This is a genomic window from Rhodococcus sp. NPDC056960 (assembly GCF_042674125.1).
In the GTDB taxonomy this organism is placed as follows: domain Bacteria; phylum Actinomycetota; class Actinomycetes; order Mycobacteriales; family Mycobacteriaceae; genus Rhodococcus_F.
On record NZ_JBHURF010000015.1, the window covers coordinates 12,044 to 37,232 of the forward strand.

The window sequence follows — 25,189 nt, forward strand, 5'->3', positions numbered from 1 at the left end:
ACCTTCACCCGAACTGCCCCCCCCCCCACCCACCCCCCGCCAAAACAAACCACCCGCCGAAATACCGCCGTGCGGCCTTCATATCCCCGCCCCCACTGCGATATTGGTAAAAGCGGCAATGGAGCTCGGCTTCTTCATCCATGCTCTGCCCTGCCACATCGGCAAGGAGGAAAGGCCGACCTGCCGCGTCCGGCCATATTCGGGAAAGCGGAATGGTGACACAACCGCACGTCGACACGCCAATCCGCATCGCGACGATCAGAATTATCTTCGCTGTAAGGTCAGATCCGCGGTGGAGGTCTGCGGAGCAGCAGTGCCTTGCGCGCGGAAGCGACTCCATATCGGCTCGAGAAGGACCGGCGCGACCACACCACACCACCGCGTCACTCCCCGAGAACCGGCCCACCACCAATAACACCCAAACATACTCTTGACCAACGGTTTTAGGTGCAAGCCGCGCGGGGGAGAGACCGCACCACAGCGCTCAGGTGACGGTGTAGCCGAGCTGATGGGCCGCACTGTCGATCGGCCCGGACAAGCCCGGATGCGACAACGGCAGCGACAACACCGGCAGCACAGGGAACGCATCGGCGGCGCGTTCGCCCACCGCGACACAGACACCGCCGGCGAACCGGCCACGATAGATGATCCCATCGAGATCCACGTGGGCCCGGTGAATGGTGCGGGCCCAGTGCTGGGTTCGGCCGTGGACCGCGGAGTCGAGGGCATGGTTGCCGCCGACCCGGGTCGCCCACGTCCCCTCACCGATACCGGACACATCGAGCAGTCTCAGCGGCCGGGAAAATCGCAGCCCGGTCAGATACGGGTCACCGCGGTCCCGGTCGATGACCCGGGCGCTCTGAAACGCCTCGGCCAGCCCACCCCGCGGACTGGATGCGCCGTACCAGATGCCGTAGCCGGCATGCTCGGACCGCGGGAGCGGATGATGGTCGAACCGCAGGATCGGCCCGAACCTGCGCATCGCATTCCACGGCACAACGTGCGCGCCGGTGGTGCGATGCACCCGCCAGACCACCTCGGTCGGGTGCCAGTCGATCACTTCCTCCGGACGTAGGCCCGCGCCGCGGAGGACGGCGATGGTCGGCGGTGGCGGCAGCATCACCCCCATCTACGCCGATTCCCAGTCGGCGGCGACGAGCACATCGGCGACTTGTTCGATGTCGGCGGCGGTCCCCGCACTGCCGATCAGCCATGCCACGATCGACACCGGCCGCCCCTCGACGATCAGAGACGGCTGCGGATGGGTCAGCAACGCCTGCACCGTCAACGGGTGCAGATCCTTCGCCAGCAACGGCAGCACCCGGTCCAGGTGCGGCACCGCCCCGGTGTCGGTGAACTGAGCGGGCGGCAGCAACCGGTTCCGGCCCGACGAAAACGCCCACAAGGTGCCCTCGCCGAGGCGTTGCCGGATCCGGGCCGAGGTCACCCCGAGACGGTCCGCGGCCTCAGCAATGGACAGGGAGCCGTGCACCAGTTCCTGCATGCGAATGTCGCGGTCCACCCGTGCCGCCGTCGCCGCCGCCGGATCGTCGACGAACCCGGCATCGTCGAGCAAGGCAGCGTCGTGCTCGGACAACGCCGGCGCCGCCGGATTCCGGTCGGACAGACTGTGCAGGATCTGCGCGAAGAACGGCCGGCCCACGTCCGTGCCGGTCACCTCCCGCAACGCATCCTCGAAACCGAGATCACCACGCAGATAGCGGGCCTCCGTGCTGACATCCGCGGCCTCATTCATCACACCCACCCTCGCTTTCACCAGTTATCGAGCACAAATACATGATAGCCCGAGGTGGGAAGGGTCGCTACCGGGTGCCTGCGAGGGTAGACATCACCCCAGCGTTGCCAGGTCCCGGGAATCTCCGACGCCGACCCACCGATCGATGCCGTCCCAATCCCGCATCAGATTCACCCGGACCGATTCCTCGATGTAGTGGGTGGCGCGTTCAAGCGCCCGCTCGCCCTGTGGTTTATACGCCTCCGGCGTGGGCATGGTGCTCCTGCTGGTCGTGGTCGTCATCGTGGGGGTTTCCTTCCTCGTTCAGTGGTTCACCGTCGGCAGGGAGAACGCCTCGGTGAGCAAGGCGCCTTTCTGGGCGTCAGACAGGCGGAACCCACCCAACCGACCCTCAGCGACCCGACAGCACCTTGCTGTCCCACCTCGCCCTAGTTATCAAAGACATCATGCGGTCACCCTACGAGGGCATCGGGAAACCCGAACGCCTCCGCCACATCGACGACAACGTCTGGTCGCGGCGCATCACCCAGGAACACCGGCTGGTGTACGTGATCGTCGACGACACCCTCGTCATCCAGCAAGCCCGCTACCACTACTAGAACCGACCGAACCGGCGCCCGATATCCCCATGCAGGGGTGCCGGGCGCCGGCTCGTTTCTTCGCGAAGTCGGCGGGCCCGTGCCTGCCGCGCTATTGGGACTTCTTCTCCGCGATCGCGGTCGCCGGATGCACCGCGATCAAGCCGAGGCCTTCGCGTCGCTTGCACAGCCGCGCCAGTTCGCGATACGCGGCCTCACCGAGCAACTCGGTCAGCTCCGGCGCATACGACTGCCACACCGGTTTGGCGCCTACGTGCGCGTCCGGCGAGCCGGAGCAGTACCAGTTCAGGTCCGCGCGGCCCTGACCCCAACCACGTCGGTCGTACTCGGTGATCGTCTTCAGGACCTGCTCGCCGTCGGGTCGCTCCACCCATTCCTGGGTGCGCCGGATCGGCAGCTGCCAGCACACGTCCGGCTTCACCTCGCACGGCTCGATGCCACGGGCGAGCGCCATCGCATGTAATGCGCACCCGATGCCATGATCGCCCGGCCCTCTCACGGAAGCGCCCGGTAGTGAGCAGGATCACGATTCGACGCGCATTCGGGCGCGACTCGGCGGGCGACCTCGCGGGGTCGATGAGCGGCGGGTCCCCCGCGACGAACGGTCAAGGGCGGCGGGCCGTGGCGAACACCGGCTGTGATCCGGTGAACATCGCGATCTTTCGGGGTGGTCGCGTCACGTCGCCCACTCCTACACTGGCCGCCGTGAGCCTCCAGATCAGTGATCCCGCGCCCCCGTTGCAGTCGAGCCGGATTCGGCACTCGGCGTTTCAGCAGAAGGTGACGTCGGCGGAGGAAGCGGTCAAGGCCATCAGTCCGGGTGACACCGTCGCCGTCAGCGGCTTCGCCAGTGCAGGGACACCCAAGGCGGTCATCCCGGCCTTGGCTGGTCGGATCCACTCCGCCCGGGCGTCCGGCGCGAATTTCACCATCGACTTGCTGACCGGGGCGTCCGTGTCGACGGAGACCGAGAGGATGCTCGCCCAGATCGACGGAATCGCCCTGAGAATGCCCTACCAGGCGGAATCGACGGCACGGCAGAAGATCAACCAGGGCCGGATGGACTACGTCGACATCCACCTCTCGCACGTGGCGCAGCAGGTCTGGGAGGGCTACTACGGCGCGGTGAACGTCGCGGTTGTCGAGGTCTCCGGCATCACCGACACCGGCGAGTTGATCCCCGCCGCGTCGGTCGGAAACAACAAGACGTGGCTCGACGTCGCGGAGAAGGTCATTCTCGAGGTCAACTCGTGGGTTCCGGACGCGATGGACGGTATCCACGACATCTATTACGGCACAGCGCTGCCCCCGCACCGCCGGCCAATCGAACTCATAGACGTCGAGGACCGGATCGGGCAACCGCATTACCGGGTGGACCCGGCCAAAGTCGTTGCGGTGGTGGAGACGAATGCCCCCGACAGTGCGAGCGCGCTGACCGCTCCGGACGCGGTCAGCGAGGCGATCGCGGCCCACGTGCTGGACTTCTTCGACCACGAGGTGAGGCGCGGCAGGCTCCCGGCGAACACCCTGCTGCCACTGCAGGCGGGCGTCGGGAACGTCGCCAACGCCGTACTCGGTGGGCTCGATCGCGGCCCGTATCGCGGTTTGACCTGCTATTCCGAGGTCATCCAGGACGGGATGCTGCACTTGATCAAGCACGGCACCGTCCGGTTCGCGTCGGCTACCGCGCTGGCACTCTCGGAGGCCGGGATCGAGGAGTTGACCTCCAACATCGACTTCTATCGGCAGCACATCCGGCTCCGCCCGCAGGAAATCAGCAACCACCCCGAGGTGGTCCGCCGATTGGGAATCATCGCGATGAACGGGATGCTGGAGGCCGACCTCTACGGGAACGTCAATTCGACGCACGTGATGGGCACCAAGATCATGAACGGCATCGGCGGATCCGGGGACTTCGCGCGCAACGGATATCTGTCAATGTTCCTCAGCCCGTCCACCGCGAAGAACGGGGCGATCTCGTCGATCGTCCCGATGACCCCGCACGTCGACCACACCGAGCACGACACCCAGGTGCTGGTGACCGAGCAGGGCCTCGCCGACTTGCGGGGGCTGTCGCCCCGCCGCCGGGCACGGGTGATCATCGAGCGCTGCGCGCATCCGGAATTCCGGTCGCTGCTCACCGACTACGTCGAGCGAGCGAACGCCACTCCGGGAGCCGGCCAGACGCCGCACCTGCTCGGGGAGGCGTTCTCGTTTCACCAGCGGTACCTGGAGTCCGGCTCGATGCGACTCTAGAACGGTCGCCTTCCCGCTCCCGTCGGGCGGTGGATCTTCCGGGACTCGTCGCGAAGGCAAGGCGAGGCGATCCGGGAGTGGATGGGCCCGATGGCCGATGAGATTCGGATAGCGTACTGACGCAAGGGATGTGAGCGCCCGTTGATCCGGGTCGACGGGCGGCCCGTCGACCCTGCGCCCAGGCAGTTAGATCTGAGGCGCCTCCCGCCTGCCCGTGAGTCAACCCGTCCTCCGGACTCGATCTAGCGGATCTACCAGACATGGGACTGATCCGCGGACACAATAGAGAGGTGGGCGAGGACCGAGTCCGAGGAGGGGCAGGCTGCTCGCGTGGTCCGAGCGTCCAGCCGAAGACCTCCATGATGTGACCTTGTCGGGTGCGGCCAGCGACGAGATCGGCGCTCCCGTGGTGATCGACTTCCTGTATTCCGTCTACGGTTCCCCCGGTGCATCGCTGATACTCGTCTACCGCGGCCGCGTCGACAACCTCGCCGAGAGCGGCGACGGGTTGGCGACAGGTCAAGACTGACAGCCGTTCAATACGAGTTCGGCTCAACCGATCACCACGTGGCCCGGTGTGCGGAGCTGACCGGGCCGTAGCGGCAGTTCGTCCCAACGCCGCCACTACTGGGGACGGACGACAACCAGATGGGGGCGAAGTCGTCGGCGGGATCTCGACGGCCGCAACGACGTTGCAAATCAGCGCGGCGCAACCATATGGACGGGGCATACGAGGGTCCGCGGAGTGCGCGGCGGCGCTGCACGTGCGCGACTGAACCGGCGAGGACGACCTCGCCGACCAACTGGAGGCCGTGTTGGGGATGTCCGCGACGCCGATGCTCCGACCTCTCGCCGTCGACCTCGAGGAACTCTCGTCGCTGTTCGAGGGCGACCCGGCCGTTGCCGACCGGCTCGACATCGCGATCTCCGGGCGCGGTGCATGCACAGGGATGGCTCGCGGACAAGGGTTACCGCGCCCGACCTCCGCCCGACCTCCGCGCGGCCTCGTGGAAGAGCGCTCACCGCGCAGCGACCAGCGGGTGCGGTCTCGCGGGTTCGGGCTGATCGCGGCGCCGGCCGCACCGCGCTCGGAGTGGTCATGTCCGAGGCGGGAAGCGTACCGGCCACCGTTCATCATCAGGGTGTCGGATGGTCTGGTCTGCTCTTCTCACCCGTTGCAGCTCGTGGGCCACGGATGCACCGCGGCCCACGTGAACTCATTCCGATCAGTTCGTCTCGTAGGCGTCGTAGCCGTTGGCCTTGATGTCGTCCCAGCGAGCAAAGTACTGCGGCACACCCCCCGAATAGTTGAGCATCTGCGCCGGCTTGCCGGGAACGTTCGCGCCCCAGTACCAAGACCGTGCCTTCGTGAACATCGAGTTCAAGAACAGTTCGTCGACGTGCGCACGCCACTGCTTCTCCGACTCAGCGGTGTTCTCGAACCGGGTGATGTCTTGGTCGCGCAGATGTTGAAGGAACTCGACGACGATCTCGCCTTGGTACTCGGCGGACGTGGGACCGTTACAGAATCCGGACGGGCTCTGCGGGCCGTAGAGGAACATCATGTTCGGGAACCCACGGGTAGACAGGCCCATGCAGGTGTCGACCCCGGACTTCCACTTGTCCTGGATGCTCAATCCGTCGACACCTTGGACGTCGATGGCCATGATTCCGCCACTGTTGTTGTCGAAGCCGGTGGCCAACACCAGCAGGTCGCATTCGATGACGCCCTCGTCGGTCTCGACGCCGTGGGGCAGCACCCGGCGGATCGGGGTGATATTGGAGTCGATGACATCGACGTTGCTCTGGTTGATGACGTCGAAGTAGTCCTGCTCGAGTGATGGGCGTTTGACTCCGTAGGGGTGCGGCGGTGTCTCGGGCGCCACGATCGCGGCCTTCTTCGGATCGGTGACCCGCTCGAGGACCTTGCTGCGCCAGAAGTCGTAGAAGGTACGGTTGGCCTCCTCGTCGACGAGGATGTCCTGGAAGGTACCGAGCCACATCTCGAAACCACCTTCGGACCACATCTTCTCGTAGATCGCGTCGCGCTCCTCCTTGCTCAGGTCAGTGGCGTTCTGCGGCAGGAAGTCGAAGTCGAAGCCTGCGAAGGCCTTGTAGCGTGCCGCGAACCGCTCGGGCAGTCCTTTCCGGAAGTTCTCGTTGTCGTCGGGGCTGAGCGTGCGCTGCTGCATCGGAATCGCCAGGTTCGGGGTGCGCTGGAACACCGTGACGTGTTCGGCGACGTGACCGGCTTCCTGCACCACCTGCACGCCACTCGAGCCGGTGCCCATGACGACGACCTTCTTGCCGGTCATGTCCACGCCCTCCTGCGGCCAGCGGGCAGTGTGGTGGCATTGACCGGCGAACGAGTCGAGCCCGTCGAGATTCGGGTAGAGCGGCTTCGCACCGAATCCAGTGGCGACGATCACCTGACGTGCCTTCTGGACCTTGCCGTCCGCGGACCGCGCGGTCCACTCGCGGGAGGCCTCGTCCCACGTGCACGCCTCGGCGAAGGTATCGAACACGACGTCGCGCGTGAGATCCAGCTGCGAGTCGACGTATTCGAAGTAGTTCCGGACTCCGGCGAAACCTGGATACAGTTCGGCGAAATCGTAACTTTTCCACAGGTCCTTGTGCGAGAACTGGTAGATCTGTCCGGTGCTATCGGTTCGTGCACCGGGATAGCAATTCCACCACCAGATTCCGCCTAATCCGCCGGCCGCGTCCCAGACCTTGACGGTGAAGCCGAGGTCGCGAAGCCGGTCCAGCGCATACAAGCCGGAGAAGCCTCCGCCGATGATCAGGACGTCGAGCACATCGTTGTCAGAGTGCGAGCCGGTGCGGGTGGCCGTGTCGGCCTGGGATGCCGTCATTGGTTCCTCCTCGAGGTTTCCCGGGACGTGTATTCCTGCCCGGACATGTATGACGTTAGAAGCGACCGTGTGATGTGAAGTGTCCGAAATCGAATCACGAGTGCCGAGCGGTTCCAAGATAGTCTCAAGAACCACAAGGACATTCGAGTTCCGCCTTCCGACGGACCAGGCGGCAGTAGCCAGTATTGTTCCCGGGCGCGCGCCACCGACCGGGATTCAGAAACCGAGGTCGCGGCCGATCAGTTCCTTCATGATCTCGTTCGACCCCGCCCAGATCCTCGTGACCCGCGCATCCCGCCACGCCCGCGCCACCCGGTATTCGTTCATGTAGCCATAGCCGCCGTACAGTTGCACGCAGTGGTCGATCACCCGGTTCTGGACGTCGGCGGTCCACCACTTCGCCTTCGCCGCGTCGACGGAGGTGAGCTCACCCGCCACGTGGGATTCGACGCACCGGTCGACATACGCCTGCGTGACCTCGATCTGCGTCACCAGGTCGGCGATCAGAAACTTGTTGTGCTGAAATGTTCCGATCGACTGACCAAAAGCCTTTCTCTCGCAGCAGTAGTCGATGGTCTCGGCAAGGATCTGCGCGGCGTGCGCAAGATTCGCGACAGCACACCCCAGCCGCTCCTGGGGCAGGAACGACATCATGTGGATGAAGCCGCGATCGAGCTCACCGATGACATCGGCGTCGGTGACCCGCACGTTGTCGAGGAACAACTCGGCGGTGTCGGCTTCGTCCTGGCCGACCTTGTCGAGTTTACGGCCCCGCTCGAATCCGGGCAGTGACGTCTCGACACCGAAGAGGGTGATGCCCTTGGCCTTCTTCTCCGGCGAAGTCCGTGCCGCGATCACCACCAGGTCCGCCGAATAACCGTTGGTGATAAACGTTTTCGCGCCCGAGAGCACCCACCGGTCGCCGTCGCGTACCGCGGTGGTCTTGAGTGCGGCCAGATCCGAACCGCCACCGGGTTCGGTCATCCCGATCGCCGTGAGCATCTCACCCGAACACACACCGGGCAGCCACCGCTTCTTCTGTGCGTCGGTGGTCAGTTGCACCAGATACGGCGCTACGACATCGCAGTGGATGCTCACACTCGACGCCAGGGCAGCGTTGGTCTTGGCCAGTTCCTCGATGAGCACCGCGTTGAAGCGGTAGTCACCCGCGTCCGCACCCGTGTACTCGGCCGGCACCTCGAGTCCCAGCAGATCGTGTTTGCCTGCTTCGAGCCAGAAGTCGCGGGGCAGCGCCTTGTCGGCCCGGACGTCGTCGGCGCGCGGTTCGAAGTGCCGGACGAGGAACTGACGGACGGAGTCCCTGTAGGCCTCGTGGTCGTCGCCGTAGACAGTGCGCTTCATCATTGATCATCCCTTCGGATCGGTCCGCCGCCACCCGGCGGGACGGCGCGAGGAGCCGGGTGACTGGGGTCGCCCGTCCTGCGCCTATCGTCTCCGCCATGGAGGTGGCTGGGATGTCCCGATACGCGACAAGGGGTTTCGGGATCAGGATCCGAAGCGTTCGTTCTCCAGCCCGAGCGCGCGGATCTTGCGGTACAGCGTCGACCGGGCGACACCGAGCCGATCGGCGGCGAGCGACTTGTTGCCGTCGGCCTCGTCGAGGGCACGCACGATCGCTTCCCGCTCACTGCGTTCGAGGGAGGTGAGCTGCCGGCCCGATCCCAGTGCGCGGTAGTCGTCGGGAAGGTGTTCGAGTCTGATGTCGAATCCCATCGACCGGGCCATGGCTGTGCACAGGACGGCATCGAGCTCTCGGACGTTGCCCGGCCAGTGGTGGGCAACCAGAGCCCGGTGGGCTGCCGGCTGCAACTGCGGGGTGGGCCGCCCGGGGAGGTGAGCGCCGAGCAGTTCACGTGCGAGGTCGTCGAGATCCTCGATCCGCTGGCGCAGCGGCGACACGGACACACTTCGGCGCACATGGGTGTGCACCTGCTGGCCGGCACCGTCCGGCGCCGTCGAGGTCGCGGTCGCGACGATCGGCGCGGACATCGTCGCGGCCGCGTCCAGTAGCCGGCGGGTGGGAGCGACCGCGGCGTCCGGTATCTCGTCCACGTGCTCGACGATCCACGGGACGTTGCTCGACAGGCGCGCGCGCAGGTCTGCGACGGTCTCGGCGGTCAAGGTGGACCCGTCGACCACGGGGATGTCGCCGTCGTGGCCCCAGCGTTGCTGAATGTACCGGGCGACATGCGACTTGCCGACCCCGGACTCGCCGGTCACCAGGACCGGGCCCACCGTGCCCGCGATCTCGTCGATACGGCTCTGCAACCGGTGCGTGGCCAGGCTGCGGCCCACGATCCGGCCCGCGGACTCGGTGGCGGGAGCGTGACGCGACGCGGGAAGCACGGCCGTGTGAGGACGGGAGACCGCGGACGAGACCATCGGACGCAACTCGAGAATCGCACTGAGCTGCTCGCCCGACTCGCTCACCCGACGCGCATGAACCCGCACGTCGATGCCGTCCGCGAAACGCAGCGGTCCTTCCCATTCCTGCTTCGTGCCCAGATGGCTGCTGATCCAGTCCCAGATCATCATCTGATCCGTCGAGTCCATCAGCCGAGACGCGGTCGGAGTTGCGATCACCGTGTCCGGACTCATCGCCACCACCGCGGCATTGCCGCGGCGCTTGCTCCGCATGTATTCGCGCAGCAGAACTTGCTCACTCTTGGCGGACTGGTTGAAGAGCCGCTCCTCGACGTCCCGGACCGCGGAGAAGATCAGCGGCGCCATCAGGTCGCTGACCTGATCGACGTTGCATGTGATGTCGAGGATGCCCACCACCGTGCGCGAGACCGGGTCGACGATCGGCGAGCCAACGCACGCCAGCGACTGCAGGGACTCGAGCATGTGCTCGCCGCCGCGCACCCGGAACGCTTTGCGTTCCTCGAGGGCCGTGCCGATGCCATTGGTGCCTGCGTACTCTTCGGAGAACATGAAGCCCGGCGCCACCTGGGCACGGTCGAGACGGCCGAGCAGTGACCTCACCCCCGTGCGGCGGTCGACAATGGTGGCATCCTGATCCGCGAGCAGGATCGTCACCGGCGCATCGGCGAGCTGTTCGGCCAGCCGATCCACGACGGGGCGAGCGGCACGAACCAGTTTCGAATCGGTGTAGGTATCGTCGATGAACCGAAACCGCGAGCCGTCCGGCGCCGCCCCGATGGCGCGGCACCGCCGCCACGACTGTTCGATCTCCGGTCGCAACCTCAGCGGAGCACCCTCATCCGCATCGAGGGAACGATCGTCCGCACGCGCGGAGGACCGGTCGGTCACCACACCACATCACCACCTCGGAACACCTCACAGCCAGTACGTTCATTATGTAACCGAGGTCACACAGGCTGCGAGTGTCCCAGAACGCTACACCACGTCCTCGCGCCACAGATGACGCATCCGCGCCTTGTCGAGTTTGCCCACCGACGTCGTGGGGATCTGGCCGACCCGCACGAACGAGTCCGGAAGCCAGAACTTGGGTAGGGACGCCGCCAGATGGGTCCGCAGTTCGTCGTCGGTGACCTCGCCGGTGAGCCGGACCCACGCCACGGGGCGTTCCTGCCAGGTCTCGTGTGGAACGGCGATGACGGCGGCTTCGAGGACAGCCGGGTGGAGCAGCAGCTTGTTCTCCAGCTCGACCGAGGAGATCCACTCCCCTCCGCTCTTGATGAGGTCCTTCACGCGGTCGTGGATTTGGACCTGGCCGTCGGGGTGGATCACAGCGACGTCGCCGGTCCGCAACCAGCCGTCGTCGAACGCGTCGGCAGCACGGTCGTCGTCGAGGTAGGTGCCGGTCACCCACGGCGAGCGAGCTTGCAGTTCACCCGTGGTGAAGCCGTTCCACGGCAGGGTCCGACCCTCCTCGTCGACGATGCGCACCTGGAACAGCGGCAGGGGCCGTCCGTGGTTTGCGGGGGCGTGACTGAAGGTTCCCATAGGCGAGGTCTCGGTCATCCCCCATCCGTTGACGGTCGACACTCCGTGCGCCGCCCACCAGTTCACCAGACCCGACGGCGGCGCCTGGCCGCCCAGCCACAGGGTCCGCAGGCTCCCGAGATCGTAGCGGCCGGGATCGGCGTCGAACCGCTCGCGCATGAGCGCCGCGACAGCCGGTACGCCGACGACCACATCCGGGGTCTGCTCGGTGGTGATGCGTAACAGCTCCGCCGGTGAGGGGTGCGGTCCGGGAAGGACGAGGCGCGCCCCCTGCAGGACACCCGCGTGCGGAACACCCCAGCTGTGGACGTGGGACATCTGCGTGGTCAGCAGATACGAGCGTGACCCGTCGATCGCGACACCACCGGAGGCACTGATGGCCATCGCGTGCAGCACGGTGCTGCGGTGGCTGTACACGACACCCTTGGGCAGTCCGGTCGTGCCGGAGGTGAAGCAGATCGACGACGCGGAGGTCTCGTCGAACTCCGGGAACTCCCCGATCGGTACCGCGTCGTGCAGGAGCCGGTCGAACGACCACCACGTCACCGTCGCGGACGCTATGGGAGCGATACCGTCGAAGGCCCCGAAGACCACGACGTGCCGGACCCGGGACAGTCTGGGAAGCACGTCTTCGAGCACGGGTAGCAGATCGGCGTCGATCAACACCACTTCGTCCTCTGCCTTGTCCATCGCGTAGACGATGTGGTCGGGCGACATCCGGTGGTTGACCGTGTGCAGGATCGCCCCGCACGCCGGAACCGCATAGTAGGCGACGAGGTGCTCGAATGTGTTCCACGCCAGCGTCGCGACTCTCGTCCCGAACCGGATCCCGAGGTTGTCGAACGCACCAGCGAACCTGCGGGTGGCCGCGCCGAGATCGCGATAGGTGAACTCCCGGTCGCCGCGGTCACCGTCACACGAGACGCAGACTCGGTCGGCGAAAACGTTCTCTGCGTGCCACAGCAACGAGCTGACGAGCAGTGGGCGATCCATCATCGTGGTGAACATTCTGTATTTCTCCGGATCCGGTGGGTGAGCGAGTGCGACCAGCGTCCATGCCGAACCGCCCTGCGGACCGTCCGAATTCGCGACAACGAACCCCGAGCCGCACTGCGAACTCACTGTTGCGTTGTGGGACACCCGCGCCGCACCGCCAATCCCGAGACTGGGGCTCACACCACCGGCCCAGTCGATCGACCTGCGACCGACGGCACAACGCACGGGCAAGAAAACCGAGCTCAGGAAGAGGTACCGACATGTCCGATCGTCAGCTCACCGAGATCGCGGCGGGCTTCACCTACACCGAGGGACCCCGCTGGCACCAGGACCGACTGTGGTTCGTCGACTTCTATACCCACTCGGTCAACGTCGTGAACCCGGACGGATCCGTCGAACGGGTCTGCACCGTCGAGCACCAGCCGTCGGGCCTCGGCTGGCTCCCCGACGGACGCATGCTCGTCGTCTCCATGAAGGACCGCAAGGTCCTGCGCAGGGAATCCGACGGCGCGCTCGTCGAGCACGCCGACATCTCCGAACACTGCCGCGGCCACGCCAACGACATGGTGGTCGCAGCGAACGGGCAAGCGTACGTCGGTGAATTCGGATTCGACCTCATGGGCGGGGCCGACCACGAGCACGGTGTCGTCGTCCTCGTCGAGCCGGACGGCACCTCCCGCGTGGCCGCAGGCGGACTGTCCTTCCCGAACGGCATGTGCATCTCCCCGGACGGAAAAACACTGTACGTCAACGAACTGTTCGGTAACCGGGTCTCCCAGTTCGAGATCGGACCCGACGGAACACTCGGCCCCCGAGAGGATTTCGCCTCGTTCGGTGACCTCGCCGACGAACCGAACGTGGAGAAGCGGCTCGCGGCATGCACGATCGCCCCAGACGGTCAGGCCCTCGACGCCGACGGCGCGGTCTGGATCGCCGACTGCGTCAACCAACGCGCCGTCCGCTTGGGTGCGGGCGGGACCGTCCTCGACCAGGTGAGCACTGCACCGCTGGGCGTGTTCGCGGTCGCCCTCGGCGGACACGACGGACGGACGTTGTTCCTGTCGGTCGCTCCCGACTTCGACGAGACCAAGCGCAGTGCCGCACGCGAGGCCAAGGTCCTCTCGACGACCGTCGACGTTCCGCACGCGGGACGGCCGTGACCATGCTGCGCACACGCTTCACAGAAGCCTTCGGTGTCGAGCACCCGGTGGTGTGCGGGGGTATGACCGGTGTGGGCACCGCGGAGCTGATTTCCGCGGTGGCCGAAGCCGGAGGCCTCGGCTTCCTCACCGCACTGACCCAACCCACACCCGAAGCGCTCGCGGCCGAGATCATCCGGTGCCGGGAGCTGACCGACAAGCCGTTCGGCGTCAACCTCACCCTCCTGCCGACGGTCACTCCCGTACCGTACGACGAATACCGTGCCGCGATCATCGACAGCGGCGTCACCATCGTTGAGACCGCCGGCAGCAATCCCCGCGAGCACGTCGAGGCGTTCAAGGCCGCCGGAATCAAGGTCATCCACAAGGCCGTGGCCGTCCGACATGCACTGAAGGCCCAGTCCATGGGCGTCGACGCGGTGAGCATCGACGGATTCGAGTGCGCCGGCCACCCCGGCAACGAGGACATCCCCGGACTCGTCCTCATCCCGGCCGCGGCCCGCGTACTCGACATCCCGATCATCGCCAGCGGCGGATTCGCCACCGGGGACGGGCTGGCAGCAGCGCTCGCCCTGGGCGCCTCCGCGATCAACATGGGCACCCGGTTCGTCGCGAGCGACGAGGCCCCGGTGCATCCGAACGTCAAGGCCCAGATCGTCGCCAACGACGAACGCCAGACGATCCTCGTCTTCCGCGAGTTCCACAACACCGCCCGTGTCGCCCGCAACGCGATCTCGGAAAAAATCGCGGCCATCTCGTCTCGTCCCGGCGCAGAATTCTCCGACATCGCGCACCTCGCATCCGGGGCACGCGGCCGTACCGAGGTACTGCAGAAGGGCGACATGGACGGCGGAATGTGGTGGGCGGGCCAGTCCCAGGGCCTCATCGAAGCCGTTCTGCCGTGCAAGACGATCATCTCGGACATCGTGAGCGACGCGGAAGCCGCCATCCGCAGAATCACCGCCGACCTCACCTGATGCGCAGGCAGGAGCAGCCATGAAGTACAGGACCATCCGCCACGAGATCGAGGACGGCATCCTCACCGTCGTCCTCGACCGCCCCGACAACCTCAACGCGTTCACCGTCGAAATGGCAGACGAACTCGAGCACACTTTCGTGTCGGTGAACGACGACGATGCGGTCCGGACCGTGATCGTCACCGGCGAGGGCCGCGCCTTCTGCGCCGGCATGGACCTGTCGAGCGAAGGCAACGTCTTCGGGCTCGACGAATCGAAGACGCCGTCCCTCGCCGACATGGACGATCTCGGCGATCCGGAGCTGCGCCGGATCCGCGACACCGGTGGCCGCGTCACCCTCGCGATCCACGCCTGCCGTAAACCGGTGATCGCCGCGATCAACGGTGCGGCCGTCGGGATCGGTGCGACCATGACATTGGCGATGGATGCGCGCCTGCTATCGAACCGAGCGCGGTTCGGGCTGGTGTTCGGCAAACTCGGGATCGTGCCGGAAGCGTGCTCGACGTGGTTTCTGCCCCGGCTCGTCGGCATGCCCGCGGCACTCGATCTGGTGTACCGGGCCGACATCCTCGACGCCGACGCCGCACACGCCGTCGGGCTGGCGCAGGCCGTTTACGAACCCGATGCGCTGCTCGGTGCGGCACGAGCCCTGGCGGACGCGTGGACACGCGACCGGTCGCCGGTGTCGGTGGCACTCATGCGCCAGATGTTGTTGCGGAATTCGGCGGCGCCGCATCCCGTCGATGCCCATCGCGTCGATTCCCTGGCCATGTTCTACACCAGCATCGGCGACGGCGACGACGGGGTGCGTGCCTTCCTCGACAAGCGCCCGCCCACATTCCGCGGGAAGGCATCCGAGATGCCGCCGTTCTACCAGGAGTGGATCGATGCCACCACCTGATCACCACCACACCCCGTGGACACGGAGAGCAGACAGCAGATAACCACGGACCACATCGTCGTCGTGGACGCCGCACGCACCCCGATCGGCAGTTTTCGGTGGCTTCAAGGACGTGCCCGCACACGAACTGGGAGCAGCCGCCGTGAAGGAGGCCACTCGCCCGTGCCGCGGTGTCCAGCGAGGATAGCGACGAGGTGGTCATAGGCTGAATCGGTCAGGTCGGCCCCGACGCGTACCACGCCCGACGCGTACCGGCCGCCGAGTGAGCCTGGTCGCGGGATTGCCGGTGACCACCCCGGCATACTCCGTCAACAGGCTGTGCGGTTCGGGCTTGCAGGCGATCTGGTCCGCGGCGATGCAGATGCGCTGGGGCGGCATGGATATCACGGTCGCAGCTGGCGATGGTGCGCGACGCCAAACTCGACTGCAGGACCGTGCCACGGCCATGCACAGACGGCATGGCCGCGAGTGGCCGAGATCAGCACACCGACGATCACGGCGATGTCCGTGTCCTGGACTGTGACGGGACATCTGAGGATGCGCCCGCCACGATTCGCGCGTGGGCCGACGAGCGTGGCGTTTCGGGTCGAGCCGGCCGGCTGGCGGTGTTGGTGCCGGTCACGCTCGCTGCCGCCTGGTGGGCGTGTCCACCGGATAGGGACAGCGGCAGCGGAGATCCGCGGCGGCGCTGATCTACTCGCACCCACTGCCTGGAGTTTGGGGGCAGACCGATCGGGTACGCGATGGCGGTGAGGGTGAACGAGCACCTGCGGGGAGGGCAATCCGGTGCGGACGGTGAGCAGGTCTCGGTGCTGTTCATCGCGGATCCGGGTACGCCTGCGGCTCTCGCGGAACGCGTCGCGGAGTACCTGCCGCAGCGCCTGCGGAGCCGTGATCGCCCCGAGCGTCGGTGGACGACGTGCGTGCGCCGCAAACCGTACCTCTCTGACGAGCAAGCGGCTTTCGCCGATGTGATCGACGCGGTTGATCCGTCCTCCGAGCGGGAGGACATCGTCGTGTACCTCACCGATCTGCCGCGCCGCGAGGACACCTTGCCGGTGGTGGGCGAAGTCAGCGCCGGCCACAAATTCGCGCTCATCTCGGTCGCCGGGGTGGGGGGCGTCAATATCGAACGCCGGGTCCGCACCGTCACCGAACTCGCGATCGCCCGCGTCCTCGGGGAGCCGGAACTCATGCCCCCCGGCTCGGCGCGACGGTTCCGGTCTGTGCAGGTGGAGGACGGCATCCGGTACTTTGCGCCGTCGGGGCTGCGGCGGCTGCGTCTGCTGTCGGGGATGGTGCGGGCCAACCGGCCGTGGCGACTGGTCACCGGACTGTCGAAGGTGCTTGTCGGCGCCTTCGCCACGGGTGCGGTCGCGCTGGCCACCGACACGATTTGGTTGTTCGCCGACATGATGGGGCCGTGGCGTATGACTGTGGCGACGATTTTGTCGATCGTGGCGATGGTTCTCTGGCTGATCCTCGACCACGAACTCTGGGAGCGGCCGAAGTCGCCGGCGGAACGCGATCGGTCGGTGCTGTACAACACCGCGACGGTGGTCACCCTGGTCATCGGTGTCGTCGTCCTGTACGTGGCCCTGTTCTGCCTGCTGCTGTTCACTGCGCGTCTCGCTCTTCCGTCGGAATTGCTGTCCCGTGTTCTCGGGCGAGGGGTGGACTTCACCGACTACCTCACGCTCACCTGGCTGCTGGCGTCCATCGCCACCATCGGTGGCGCCCTCGGGTCGGGTCTCGAGGACGACGCCGCCGTCAAGGAGGCGGCGTACGGGGTGCGGCAGCGGCAGCGCATCGAGGAGACGCGGACGCAGTCGAACGAGGCGGGATGATTTGTTGTCGGTCCACCGAAAAGTGGTGGTGGGGGCAGGTGGCGCCGTCTGGGTAGCTCGCTGCACCCTCTACCGCAAAATGCGCGCTCCGGGAATCGACTGAGGCCGTTCCTACCGCAGTAGTGCCAGTCGATGACGGGACCATGCCGACCGTGACACAGCGTCAGTCAGCGGGTCGCGCCCAGGCCTCGAGCATGCGCCTCGCAATCGAGACTGCGCCGGGCAACAACACGTGCGCATCCGACCGGCTCGTCCAATCCCCGGCAGCCAGAGCCTCCCGTACCTCCGCGCGGGTGCACCAGACAGCTTCGCCGATCTCGCCATCCATGAAGACGAGCTCGTCTCGAGGGTCGGCCGTGGCATGGAATCCGAGCATGAGGGAGCGCGGGAAGGGCCAGGGCTGGCTTCCGACGTAGGCCACATCGGAGACAGTGAGACCGACCTCCTCGGCGACTTCCCGTGCCACACAGCTTTCCAGAGACTCGCCCGCCTCGACGAAGCCCGCCAGCGTCGAGAAGTTCCGTGCCGGCCAGTTCGCCTGACGGGCCAGCAGTACCCGGTCTGCTCCGTCGTGCACCAGACAAATGATCGCGGGATCGGTACGCGGATACTCCTCCCGACCGCACGCCGTGCACACGCGCACCCAACCACCTGAGGTGATCGTTGTCGGCGCCCCATCCCCGGCGCAGTAATGGGCGTCGTCGTGCCACGTCAGCAAAGCCGACGCTGTGACATACCGGTCGGCGTCAGCAGCATCGAGGAATGCTCCGTGTGATCGCAGGTCACCGACCTCGACCATGGTTCCTGCTGACGAATCGTCAGCGCGGAACTCGTCCCGCACCGCCCACTCGTGAACCGTGCCACAGACGCCGAGCAGCACGGCGCCCGCGGGGGGCTCGGAGTAGAGGTCGGCGGCCGGTTCCAGCATCAGTTGTCTGTCGACAAGCCGGACCTGACCACGACCATTCACGCGAAGTATTCGGGCATCCGGCCACGCCTCCACCCACGCGGCCGCGTCGTCACGCACAGAGACGAGGCGGCTCAGAGCACCACACGACAGGGCCTGCTGTCCGGTATGTTCGACACTCACTACTGGATCACAACTTTCGGAAACGAGCGACACTGTCGACCGGACCGTCGTTCGCCGAACAACGGTCCGGTCGCGCCTATCGCGAGGCGAATTCGATCTGAACGGACGAATACGATTCGGCCATCACCGAAATGAATTCCTGGACGAGTCGCACATGAGCGGGATGTGCCAGGTAGGTGCGAAAGTCGGGGACGTCTTCGAAGGTCGCGGAGATTGCGTAGTCGCCGCTGCCGGGCTTGAGGGCCAGATCCCTTCCGTAACGGTATTCCACGACCTCCGGAATAGTCTCCGAGACTGTGCTCAGCGCTTCGTGAAAGGACTGAATATGATCGTCACTGATGTCCTGCTTCCATATGAACGTCACAACGTGATTCAGCATGATGAATCCTCCCTGGATTCGTAATTCGAACGTGGCGGGGCCGGAACCCCGGGTTACGTTCCCGGTCAGATCATTACAGAGATTGCTGCGACAACGCCACCGTCTCCGGAGCGTTCTCCACCATGGGGTAGTGCCCGGCTTTGCCCTGCACGGTCTTCAGGTTCCCGTTCTTCAAGGCCGCCAACGTGTCCTCGAGGTACTCGGCGGTGACGAACGGGTCGCTCTCACCTACGATCAGGGTGGTCGGCCCTTCGTAGATGCCTATCCGGTCGAGAAAGTCGGGACTGGTCCAGTTCTTCAGGTAGGACTCCCAGGTTGTCTGGTCCATCGTCGAGCGGTTGCGGTCGACGAGGTTCTTCAGATCTGTCTCGTCGATGTGTGGTGCCAGGGCGCCACGGATGGCTGCACCCGGGTCTGCCCAGGCCGCAGCGAAAGAATCGTAGGTCGCCTCGTCGAGAGGGGTACCGGCCGGGGAGACGGGCGTCAGTGCGACGACCGAGGTCACGCGTTCGGGTGCGAGTGTCGCCACCCGAAGCGCTGAGGTGCCGCCCATCGAATGTCCGAGAACAGAAAAGGTCGACCATCCGAGCTGATCGGCGGCGTCGAGGGCGACTGCGGCCATCCCGTCGATTCCGTCGGCCGGTGCTTCGGGACGGTTGACCCCGTATCCCGGAAAGTCGAGGTACGCGTAGGTGAAGCGGGACTGATCCGTCCGGGCGCGGGCGGTGAGCCATACGCTGCTGTCCAGCGCCCAGCCGTGCAACACCAAGACCCGATGGTCACCGCTTCCTTCGATCGCTGCAATCGCGCTCACTGCCGTTCCTCTCTGTCGGCGACGCTGAAATTCCAGCCGTCTGTTGATCACTCCGAATGAAACTAGAACCGCTGTAGGGCGTCGGCGTGTCCGATTGTGCAACACACGCCCGTGACACCGGGGGCGCAGATGGGTGTGTGATTTTCGGACACTCCCCGCGCTGGGGGCACCCATAGTGTGGCTCCACCTGCCGGCTGGCTGAACAGATTTGTTCATGACATGAAGGAGAACACCATGGCACTCGATCCTGCGGTCAAGAATTTGATAGACACTCTGAACGAGCAGGGGCTGAAGTCGTTCGAGCAGATGAGCATTGCCGAAGTTCGTGGGGTCGTCGAGTCCTTCGGCGATCTCCAGGCACCGAAGGCGGACGTCGCTCGTGTCGTCGACACGGTCTACCCCGGACCCGGTGGCGACCAGCCAGTGCGTCTCTACATCCCGGAGTCCGAAACACCTCTGCCGATCGTGATGTACATCCACGGTGGTGGCTGGGTCGCCGGCAGCCTCGACGTCATCGAGCAGCCATGTCGCGCGCTGGCCGCCGATGCGAAAGTCATCGTGGCTGCACCGAGTTATCGGCTGGCTCCCGAGCACAAGTTTCCTGCCGCACCCGAAGATACGTTCGCCGCACTGAACTGGGTGGTCGAGCACGCAGCCGACTTCGGTGGTGACGGCACGCGCGTTGCCGTCATGGGTGACAGCGCCGGAGGCAACCTGGCCGCGGTCACAGCCCTCCGGGCACGCGACACCGGCGCCCCGGCACTGCGCGCTCAGGTATTGATCTATCCGGTCATCGACGGCACGGCACGATTCCCGTCGCGCGAGGAGAACGCCGAGGGGTACCTGATCACCACGGCCGCCATCGACTGGTTCTGGGAGCAGTACCTGGCCACCACGGAAGACGCCGAGAATCCGTACGCCTCCCCGGCCAAGGCCGCGGATCTGTCGGGGCTTCCCGCCACCCTCCTGTTGCTCAACGAATACGAGGTCACTCGGGACGAGGGCGCGGACTACGGCCGGAGACTGGCCGACCAGGGCGTCCCGGTGCAGGTCGAACTGTATGAAGGCCTTGTCCACGCCGTGTACTGGATGACCGGTGCCATTCCACGCAGCGCTGAACTGCACGGCGCCGTCGTCGAATTCCTCGGCAAGCAGTTCGCCAGCTGATCACGGTGTCCCGGGTCGGCTGCATTACAGTCGCAGGCTGCGATCAGACCAACTCCGGGCACCTTGCTCCAAGAGGCCGACCAACCGGTCACGCTCCTTCGTGATCACGGTATGTGGTGCGATGACACCGACGGCGGCGACGGTCTTGCCGTTCTCACGAACCGCGACCGAGACACCGTCGCCGTCGGTCGACTCGTTGGGGGAGGCGCAGATTCCGGTCTGTTCGATCTCCGGTAGGGCGGCGAAGAACCGCTCGACAGTGTCGCGATCCTCGTCGGGCAGAGTTTGGATGTACGCCCAGAGGTCACGCTTCTCCATCCCGGCAAGCAATACCCAGCCGCCGGAGGTACGGATGAGCGAGCGCCTCACGTAGTTCTCGGCGAGGTACGCGAACCGTGGGTCGGAAGAGCAGTAGTCGACGTAGAAGATGTTCGGACCGACAGCGATCGACAGCACGGTCGTCAATCCGGAACTCGCGTGAACGTCTTCCAGGTCGGCGTGCGTGACCGTCGAGACGGGCTGCCGCCCCGCGAGGCGGTTGAGTAGATACGGGGCACTGCCGAGCGAGTACCGTCGATCGTGCTCCTCGAGATAACCCGTCGCAACGAGGCCGTTGACGAGACCTTGCGTCGAACTGATCGGCGCGTCAAGCTCTTTGGCCATCCCGCTCAAGGTCAGTCCGGTACGGGATCGGGCCACGAGCTCGAGAATCGCAGCAATGCGATCCACAGTTCGATGGCGACTGCGGCCTCGACCATTGAAGGCATCATCTGGTTGCATCACGGCACATTCTCCCTACGGGCACTGCCCCATCCAAGCGGTCACCACCCACTCTATCTTACTTATATCTGTAATCAACTCCTTTATTGCGGAAAACTGCTCCAGGTGACATAGTCCCAGAGATGCTTCCTGCCGCAGCGAAAGAGGTTTCAGTGGAACTCACACCCGGCGCCCTTCATGGCCTGCGCATCATCGATCTGACGACCGTCATCATGGGCCCCTTCGCCACCGCAACCCTCGCCGACATGGGCGCAGACGTCATCAAGGTCGAGAGCCTCGACGGTGACATGAGCCGAGATATAGGTGCCCGCCGCCATGACGGTATGAGCGCTCTGACACTCAACCTCCAGCGCAACAAGCGCAGCATCGCAATCGACCTCGCCTCCGAGGAGGGCCGCGAAATCCTCGACGATCTGGTGCGCAACGCGGATGTGGTGGTGACGAATCTACGGCCGAGCTCCCGGCAGAAGTTGGGCATCACCTATGAGCGGCTCTCGGAGAACAATCCGGGACTGATCCTCTGCACCGCACAGGCATACGGCTCCGAGACGGCCTTCCGGGACTACCCCGCCTACGACGACATCGTGCAAGCCGCATCCGGCGCCGCGAAACTCACGGAACTCATCGACGGTGAACCACGGTATGCCCCATACGTCATCGCCGACAAGGTCGTCGGTCTCTACATCGTCATCGCCGTCCTCGCCGCCGCGATGGAGAAGAACCGCACCGGCCTCGGCCAAGAGGTCGACGTGCCGATGGTCGACGCGATGATCGGCTTCAACCTCGTCGAGCACTTCGGTGGCCACACCTTCGCCCCCGTGGAAGGGAACTTCGGATGGGCGCGCGTGCTGACACCGGAACGTGTCCCACACCAGACGGCCGACGGCTGGATCTGCATCATGCCGTACTCGGCGAAGAACTGGAACGACTTCTTCATCATCGCCGGGCGCTCCGACCTGGTGAACAACCCCCGCTACGCCTCGGTGAACGACCGCCACACCCACATGGGCGAACTCCTCTCCGCGATCCGTGAGGCCGTCCCGAGCCGAACCACTCAGGAATGGTTGACCTTGTGTCAGACACAGGGAATTCCCGCGTCCGACCTACTCGACCTCGCCCACGCACACGAGAACGCCTACGTCCTGGACCAGGAATTGATCACCAAACGTGACCACCCCACCGAAGGCGAGTATTACGCCACCCGCACTCCGTTCGCGATGTCGCGCACACCGATTTCGTTCAGCCGACACGCTCCCCTGCTCGGCGAGGACACCTTCACGATCCTCGAAGATCTCGGTTACCCCGCCGACCGCGTCCGTGCGCTGGCCGATGCATCCGTCGTCACGGCGACGTCGCCTCAGGCCACCTCCTCCTGAATGGAAGAACCATCATGACCAACCTCAGATTGGTGCCCCCGGTCTCCAGTGACCCACACACCATGGACGACTTGCGGACCGAAGTCCGTGAGTTTCTTGCCGAGCAACTCAGTGAGGGCAAGATCGGCCGACAGGTCGACTCCTGGTTGACCGGTTGGGACGAAGACTTCACACGTGCACTGGCCGCCCACGAATGGCTCGGCATGACCGTGCCGGCCGAGTACGGCGGCCACGATCGACGCCACCTCGAACGGTTCGTCGTCACCGAAGAGCTCCTCGCCGCGGGCGCCCCCGTCGCCGCCCACTGGATCGCCGACCGGCAGATCGTCCCGTCGCTGCTGAAGTACGGCACCGAGGTCCAGAAACGCAAGTTCTTACCGGCCATCGCGCGGGGGGAATGCTATTTCGGTATCGGTATGAGCGAGCCGGATTCCGGGTCCGACTTGGCCAGTGTGCGCACAAAGGCCACCCGAGTGGACGGAGGGTGGTCCATTACCGGAGCGAAGGTCTGGACCTCCGGTGCTCATCGCGCCGACGCGTTCATCTGCCTCGCCCGCACCGCCCCACTCGATCCGGCGCACCGGCACGATGGCCTCAGTCAGTTCATCGTCGATCTGCGCGCCCCCGGAGTCGACATCAGACCGATCGTGTCGATGAACGGGCAGCACCACTTCAACGAGGTCCTCCTCGACGAGGTCCTCGTCGAGGACGAGATGGTCTTCGGCACCATCGACAACGGGTGGCAGCAGGTCACCTCGGAACTCAGCTTCGAACGCAGCGGCCCGGAGCGATTCCTGTCGACATTCGCGCTGCTCGCCGAGACGGCTGAACAGATGAAGCAGGGAACCTTGCCGCGGCATTCGGATCTGGGCCGGTATCTCGGGCGGATCGCCGGTCTGCACCACATGTCGACCGCAGTGGCGGGCGCACTCGAGCGCCACGAACCCGCCGACACCGCCGCCGCCGTGGTCAAGGTCCTCGGGACGTCCACCGAAGGCGACGTAGCCGACTTTGCCGACCTCCTCACCGATGAATCTTCGCCTACTCGTTACGCCACGATGCTCGAGGACGCCATCGTCCAACGCCCGGGATTTACTCTCCGGGGCGGCACCAACGAAGTTCTGCGCGGCGTGATCGCGCGGGGATTGGGGATGCGCTGATGCACGCACCAACCACGGTCGACGCGAGCCTGACCGACATGATGTCCGCAGTCTTTTCCGATTACCGGGAACGGAACGGGCGCGAGAACGGTATCGCCACGTGCGATCCCGCACTGTGGGCGCAACTCGACGAACTGGGTCTTGCCCGGCTGACCGGCCGCGAAGAGACCGGCGGCAGCGGCGCAGGTTGGTACGAGGCCGCGGAACTCCTGCGCGCCGCGGCGTCGCACGGAGTCCGGATTCCTCTCGCCGAACACGACCTGCTCGCCGGTTGGCTCCTCGACGAGGCCGGTCTACCGATGGACAATGCGCGCCGCACCGCATGCGTACTCGACGAGAACGGCGTCGCCCGTGGCGTGCCGTGGGCGTCCCAGGTAGACAAGATCGTCACGGTCTGGCGGAAGAACGACACGTACGTGTTTGCCGACCTCGAGACAACAGTCTTCGACATCACCTCCGGGTCCAACCTCGCCGACGAACCCCGCGACGTCGTTTCCGCTGACACGATCGCATTGTCGGGCACCGCGGTGTCGGACTCGGTGATCCGACAACTTTTTCTACGGGGCGCCCTCATCCGGGCGCTGCAGGTGTGTTCCGCCCTCGACCGCATCCTCGATCTCTCCGTCGCCCACACCACCGAACGAGTGCAATTCGGACGCCCACTGGCCAGGTTTCAAGCCGTGCAGAACCTGGTGGCCGATATGGCAGCCGAAGCTTCCCTCGCCCGAACAGCGACCGAAGCTGCGCTGACGGAAGCGGTCCGCACACAGTGGTCGAGTGAGAACCTCGAACTCCCCATTGCCGTCGCCCGCTCGTGCGTCGGACACGCGGCATCGGTCGTCGTCCGTAACGCCCACCAGGTACACGGGGCGATCGGCACCACCCGCGAGCACAGGCTGCACGAATTCACCAAACCCGCACTGGCGTGGCGCTCGGAATTCGGATCCGTCCACTACTGGGACGAGATCTTGACCACCGCCGCACTCGAAGCAGGTTGCGAAAATATCTGGGGCCTCGTCACCCGCTGAAGTGCCCAGGCGCTACCAGAAGAAGCACCAGTTCTGCGAGCGGACCTGAACGAAGAACTCCGTGGAAGCATCAATTCGC

The 25,189-nt window shown here is 65.5% G+C and carries 21 protein-coding genes and 3 pseudogenes; 12 read left to right on the forward strand and 12 right to left on the reverse strand.

Annotated features, from left to right (window positions below; translation table 11 throughout):
- Positions 1-484: 484 nt before the first annotated feature.
- From ACFTWF_RS23740 to ACFTWF_RS23750, 3 genes are all read right to left on the reverse strand, one after another.
- Positions 485-1,120, reverse strand: a complete 636-nt coding sequence (locus ACFTWF_RS23740; protein ID WP_378463628.1) for an RES family NAD+ phosphorylase — start codon at positions 1,118-1,120, stop codon at positions 485-487.
- 9 nt (positions 1,121-1,129) lie between these two features.
- Entirely contained in the window at positions 1,130-1,756 is a 627-nt protein-coding gene (locus ACFTWF_RS23745; protein WP_378463629.1) for a hypothetical protein, read from the reverse strand.
- Positions 1,757-1,849: 93 nt separating this feature from the next.
- On the reverse strand, positions 1,850-2,038 hold the full coding sequence (locus ACFTWF_RS23750; RefSeq protein WP_378463630.1) for a hypothetical protein: 189 nt from the start codon (positions 2,036-2,038) through the stop codon (positions 1,850-1,852).
- A gap of 125 nt (positions 2,039-2,163) precedes the next feature.
- Here ACFTWF_RS23750 and ACFTWF_RS23755 point away from each other — a divergent pair.
- Positions 2,164-2,355, forward strand: a pseudogene (locus ACFTWF_RS23755) (Txe/YoeB family addiction module toxin); the annotation flags it as partial.
- Positions 2,356-2,446: 91 nt separating this feature from the next.
- Here the strand turns inward: ACFTWF_RS23755 and ACFTWF_RS23760 are convergent.
- Positions 2,447-2,845 (reverse strand): annotated as a pseudogene (locus ACFTWF_RS23760) (hypothetical protein); the annotation flags it as partial.
- Between the two features lie 248 nt (positions 2,846-3,093).
- On the opposite strand from ACFTWF_RS23760, the gene ACFTWF_RS23765 reads away from it, so the two are divergent.
- Entirely contained in the window at positions 3,094-4,611 is a 1,518-nt protein-coding gene (locus ACFTWF_RS23765) for an acetyl-CoA hydrolase/transferase family protein (protein WP_378463815.1), read from the forward strand.
- 364 nt (positions 4,612-4,975) lie between these two features.
- Positions 4,976-5,140 (forward strand): hypothetical protein, encoded by a 165-nt coding sequence (locus ACFTWF_RS23770; RefSeq protein ID WP_378463631.1) that lies wholly within the window; start codon positions 4,976-4,978, stop codon positions 5,138-5,140.
- A 697-nt stretch (positions 5,141-5,837) separates the two neighbouring features.
- Here ACFTWF_RS23770 and ACFTWF_RS23775 read toward each other — a convergent pair.
- The 4 genes from ACFTWF_RS23775 to ACFTWF_RS23790 form a co-directional block, all read right to left on the reverse strand.
- Positions 5,838-7,484 carry a flavin-containing monooxygenase gene (locus ACFTWF_RS23775; RefSeq protein ID WP_378463632.1) on the reverse strand — a complete coding sequence of 549 codons (1,647 nt, stop codon included), beginning with the start codon at positions 7,482-7,484 and terminating at the stop codon, positions 5,838-5,840.
- 216 nt (positions 7,485-7,700) lie between these two features.
- Positions 7,701-8,846 carry an acyl-CoA dehydrogenase family protein gene (locus ACFTWF_RS23780; protein WP_378463816.1) on the reverse strand — a complete coding sequence of 382 codons (1,146 nt, stop codon included), beginning with the start codon at positions 8,844-8,846 and terminating at the stop codon, positions 7,701-7,703.
- Positions 8,847-8,990: 144 nt separating this feature from the next.
- Entirely contained in the window at positions 8,991-10,778 is a 1,788-nt protein-coding gene (locus tag ACFTWF_RS23785) for a sigma-54-dependent Fis family transcriptional regulator (RefSeq protein WP_378463633.1), read from the reverse strand.
- Between the two features lie 87 nt (positions 10,779-10,865).
- On the reverse strand, positions 10,866-12,443 hold the full coding sequence (locus ACFTWF_RS23790) for a long-chain fatty acid--CoA ligase (protein ID WP_378463634.1): 1,578 nt from the start codon (positions 12,441-12,443) through the stop codon (positions 10,866-10,868).
- A 248-nt stretch (positions 12,444-12,691) separates the two neighbouring features.
- On the opposite strand from ACFTWF_RS23790, the gene ACFTWF_RS23795 reads away from it, so the two are divergent.
- The 5 genes and pseudogenes from ACFTWF_RS23795 (at position 12,692) to ACFTWF_RS23815 (ending at position 17,316) form a co-directional block, all read left to right on the forward strand.
- The gene (locus tag ACFTWF_RS23795; protein WP_378463635.1) at positions 12,692-13,591 is read left to right on the forward strand and encodes an SMP-30/gluconolactonase/LRE family protein; all 900 of its coding nucleotides are present in this window, start codon (positions 12,692-12,694) and stop codon (positions 13,589-13,591) included.
- A 2-nt stretch (positions 13,592-13,593) separates the two neighbouring features.
- Positions 13,594-14,568 (forward strand): NAD(P)H-dependent flavin oxidoreductase, encoded by a 975-nt coding sequence (locus tag ACFTWF_RS23800; RefSeq protein WP_378463636.1) that lies wholly within the window; start codon positions 13,594-13,596, stop codon positions 14,566-14,568.
- A gap of 19 nt (positions 14,569-14,587) precedes the next feature.
- Positions 14,588-15,469, forward strand: a complete 882-nt coding sequence (locus ACFTWF_RS23805) for a crotonase/enoyl-CoA hydratase family protein (protein WP_378463637.1) — start codon at positions 14,588-14,590, stop codon at positions 15,467-15,469.
- Between the two features lie 39 nt (positions 15,470-15,508).
- A pseudogene (locus ACFTWF_RS23810) lies at positions 15,509-15,872 on the forward strand (acetyl-CoA C-acyltransferase); the annotation flags it as partial.
- 346 nt (positions 15,873-16,218) lie between these two features.
- Entirely contained in the window at positions 16,219-17,316 is a 1,098-nt protein-coding gene (locus ACFTWF_RS23815) for a hypothetical protein (RefSeq protein WP_378463817.1), read from the forward strand.
- Positions 17,317-17,479: 163 nt separating this feature from the next.
- Here ACFTWF_RS23815 and nudC read toward each other — a convergent pair whose 3' ends face one another.
- The 3 genes from nudC to ACFTWF_RS23830 form a co-directional block, all read right to left on the reverse strand.
- Positions 17,480-18,406 carry an NAD(+) diphosphatase gene (gene nudC, locus ACFTWF_RS23820; RefSeq protein ID WP_378463638.1) on the reverse strand — a complete coding sequence of 309 codons (927 nt, stop codon included), beginning with the start codon at positions 18,404-18,406 and terminating at the stop codon, positions 17,480-17,482.
- A 76-nt stretch (positions 18,407-18,482) separates the two neighbouring features.
- Complete coding sequence (locus ACFTWF_RS23825) at positions 18,483-18,785, reverse strand: Dabb family protein (RefSeq protein ID WP_378463639.1); 303 nt, start codon at positions 18,783-18,785, stop codon at positions 18,483-18,485.
- 73 nt (positions 18,786-18,858) lie between these two features.
- Positions 18,859-19,599: an alpha/beta fold hydrolase gene (locus tag ACFTWF_RS23830; protein WP_378463640.1), complete on the reverse strand. Its 741-nt coding sequence runs from the start codon at positions 19,597-19,599 to the stop codon at positions 18,859-18,861.
- Positions 19,600-19,833: 234 nt separating this feature from the next.
- Between ACFTWF_RS23830 and ACFTWF_RS23835 the strand changes: the two genes are divergently transcribed.
- Entirely contained in the window at positions 19,834-20,766 is a 933-nt protein-coding gene (locus ACFTWF_RS23835) for an alpha/beta hydrolase (protein WP_378463641.1), read from the forward strand.
- Between the two features lie 24 nt (positions 20,767-20,790).
- On the opposite strand, the gene ACFTWF_RS23840 is transcribed toward ACFTWF_RS23835, so the two are convergent.
- Complete coding sequence (locus tag ACFTWF_RS23840) at positions 20,791-21,546, reverse strand: IclR family transcriptional regulator (protein ID WP_378463818.1); 756 nt, start codon at positions 21,544-21,546, stop codon at positions 20,791-20,793.
- A gap of 152 nt (positions 21,547-21,698) precedes the next feature.
- Here ACFTWF_RS23840 and ACFTWF_RS23845 point away from each other — a divergent pair, with 152 nt between their 5' ends.
- The 3 genes from ACFTWF_RS23845 to ACFTWF_RS23855 are packed head-to-tail and all read left to right on the forward strand — an operon-like array spanning position 21,699 to position 25,110.
- Positions 21,699-22,922 (forward strand): CaiB/BaiF CoA transferase family protein, encoded by a 1,224-nt coding sequence (locus ACFTWF_RS23845; protein ID WP_378463642.1) that lies wholly within the window; start codon positions 21,699-21,701, stop codon positions 22,920-22,922.
- A gap of 14 nt (positions 22,923-22,936) precedes the next feature.
- Positions 22,937-24,082 carry an acyl-CoA dehydrogenase family protein gene (locus tag ACFTWF_RS23850; RefSeq protein WP_378463643.1) on the forward strand — a complete coding sequence of 382 codons (1,146 nt, stop codon included), beginning with the start codon at positions 22,937-22,939 and terminating at the stop codon, positions 24,080-24,082.
- Positions 24,082-25,110, forward strand: coding sequence for an acyl-CoA dehydrogenase family protein (locus tag ACFTWF_RS23855; protein WP_378463644.1), 1,029 nt, complete (start codon positions 24,082-24,084; stop codon positions 25,108-25,110). Before ACFTWF_RS23850 ends, ACFTWF_RS23855 begins: the two co-directional genes overlap by 1 nt.
- Positions 25,111-25,189: the final 79 nt, after the last annotated feature.

Coding starts and splice junctions, on each gene's coding strand:
- ACFTWF_RS23740 (WP_378463628.1), bottom strand. CDS start 1,120: ATGCTGCCGCCACCGCCGACCATCGCCGTCCTCCGCGGCGCGGGCCTA.
- ACFTWF_RS23745 (WP_378463629.1), bottom strand. CDS start 1,756: ATGAATGAGGCCGCGGATGTCAGCACGGAGGCCCGCTATCTGCGTGGT.
- ACFTWF_RS23750 (WP_378463630.1), bottom strand. CDS start 2,038: ATGACGACCACGACCAGCAGGAGCACCATGCCCACGCCGGAGGCGTAT.
- ACFTWF_RS23775 (WP_378463632.1), bottom strand. CDS start 7,484: ATGACGGCATCCCAGGCCGACACGGCCACCCGCACCGGCTCGCACTCT.
- ACFTWF_RS23780 (WP_378463816.1), bottom strand. CDS start 8,846: ATGAAGCGCACTGTCTACGGCGACGACCACGAGGCCTACAGGGACTCC.
- ACFTWF_RS23790 (WP_378463634.1), bottom strand. CDS start 12,443: ATGTTCACCACGATGATGGATCGCCCACTGCTCGTCAGCTCGTTGCTG.
- ACFTWF_RS23795 (WP_378463635.1), top strand. CDS start 12,692: ATGTCCGATCGTCAGCTCACCGAGATCGCGGCGGGCTTCACCTACACC.
- ACFTWF_RS23800 (WP_378463636.1), top strand. CDS start 13,594: ATGCTGCGCACACGCTTCACAGAAGCCTTCGGTGTCGAGCACCCGGTG.
- ACFTWF_RS23805 (WP_378463637.1), top strand. CDS start 14,588: ATGAAGTACAGGACCATCCGCCACGAGATCGAGGACGGCATCCTCACC.
- ACFTWF_RS23825 (WP_378463639.1), bottom strand. CDS start 18,785: ATGCTGAATCACGTTGTGACGTTCATATGGAAGCAGGACATCAGTGAC.
- ACFTWF_RS23835 (WP_378463641.1), top strand. CDS start 19,834: ATGGCACTCGATCCTGCGGTCAAGAATTTGATAGACACTCTGAACGAG.
- ACFTWF_RS23840 (WP_378463818.1), bottom strand. CDS start 21,546: ATGCAACCAGATGATGCCTTCAATGGTCGAGGCCGCAGTCGCCATCGA.
- ACFTWF_RS23850 (WP_378463643.1), top strand. CDS start 22,937: ATGACCAACCTCAGATTGGTGCCCCCGGTCTCCAGTGACCCACACACC.
- ACFTWF_RS23855 (WP_378463644.1), top strand. CDS start 24,082: ATGCACGCACCAACCACGGTCGACGCGAGCCTGACCGACATGATGTCC.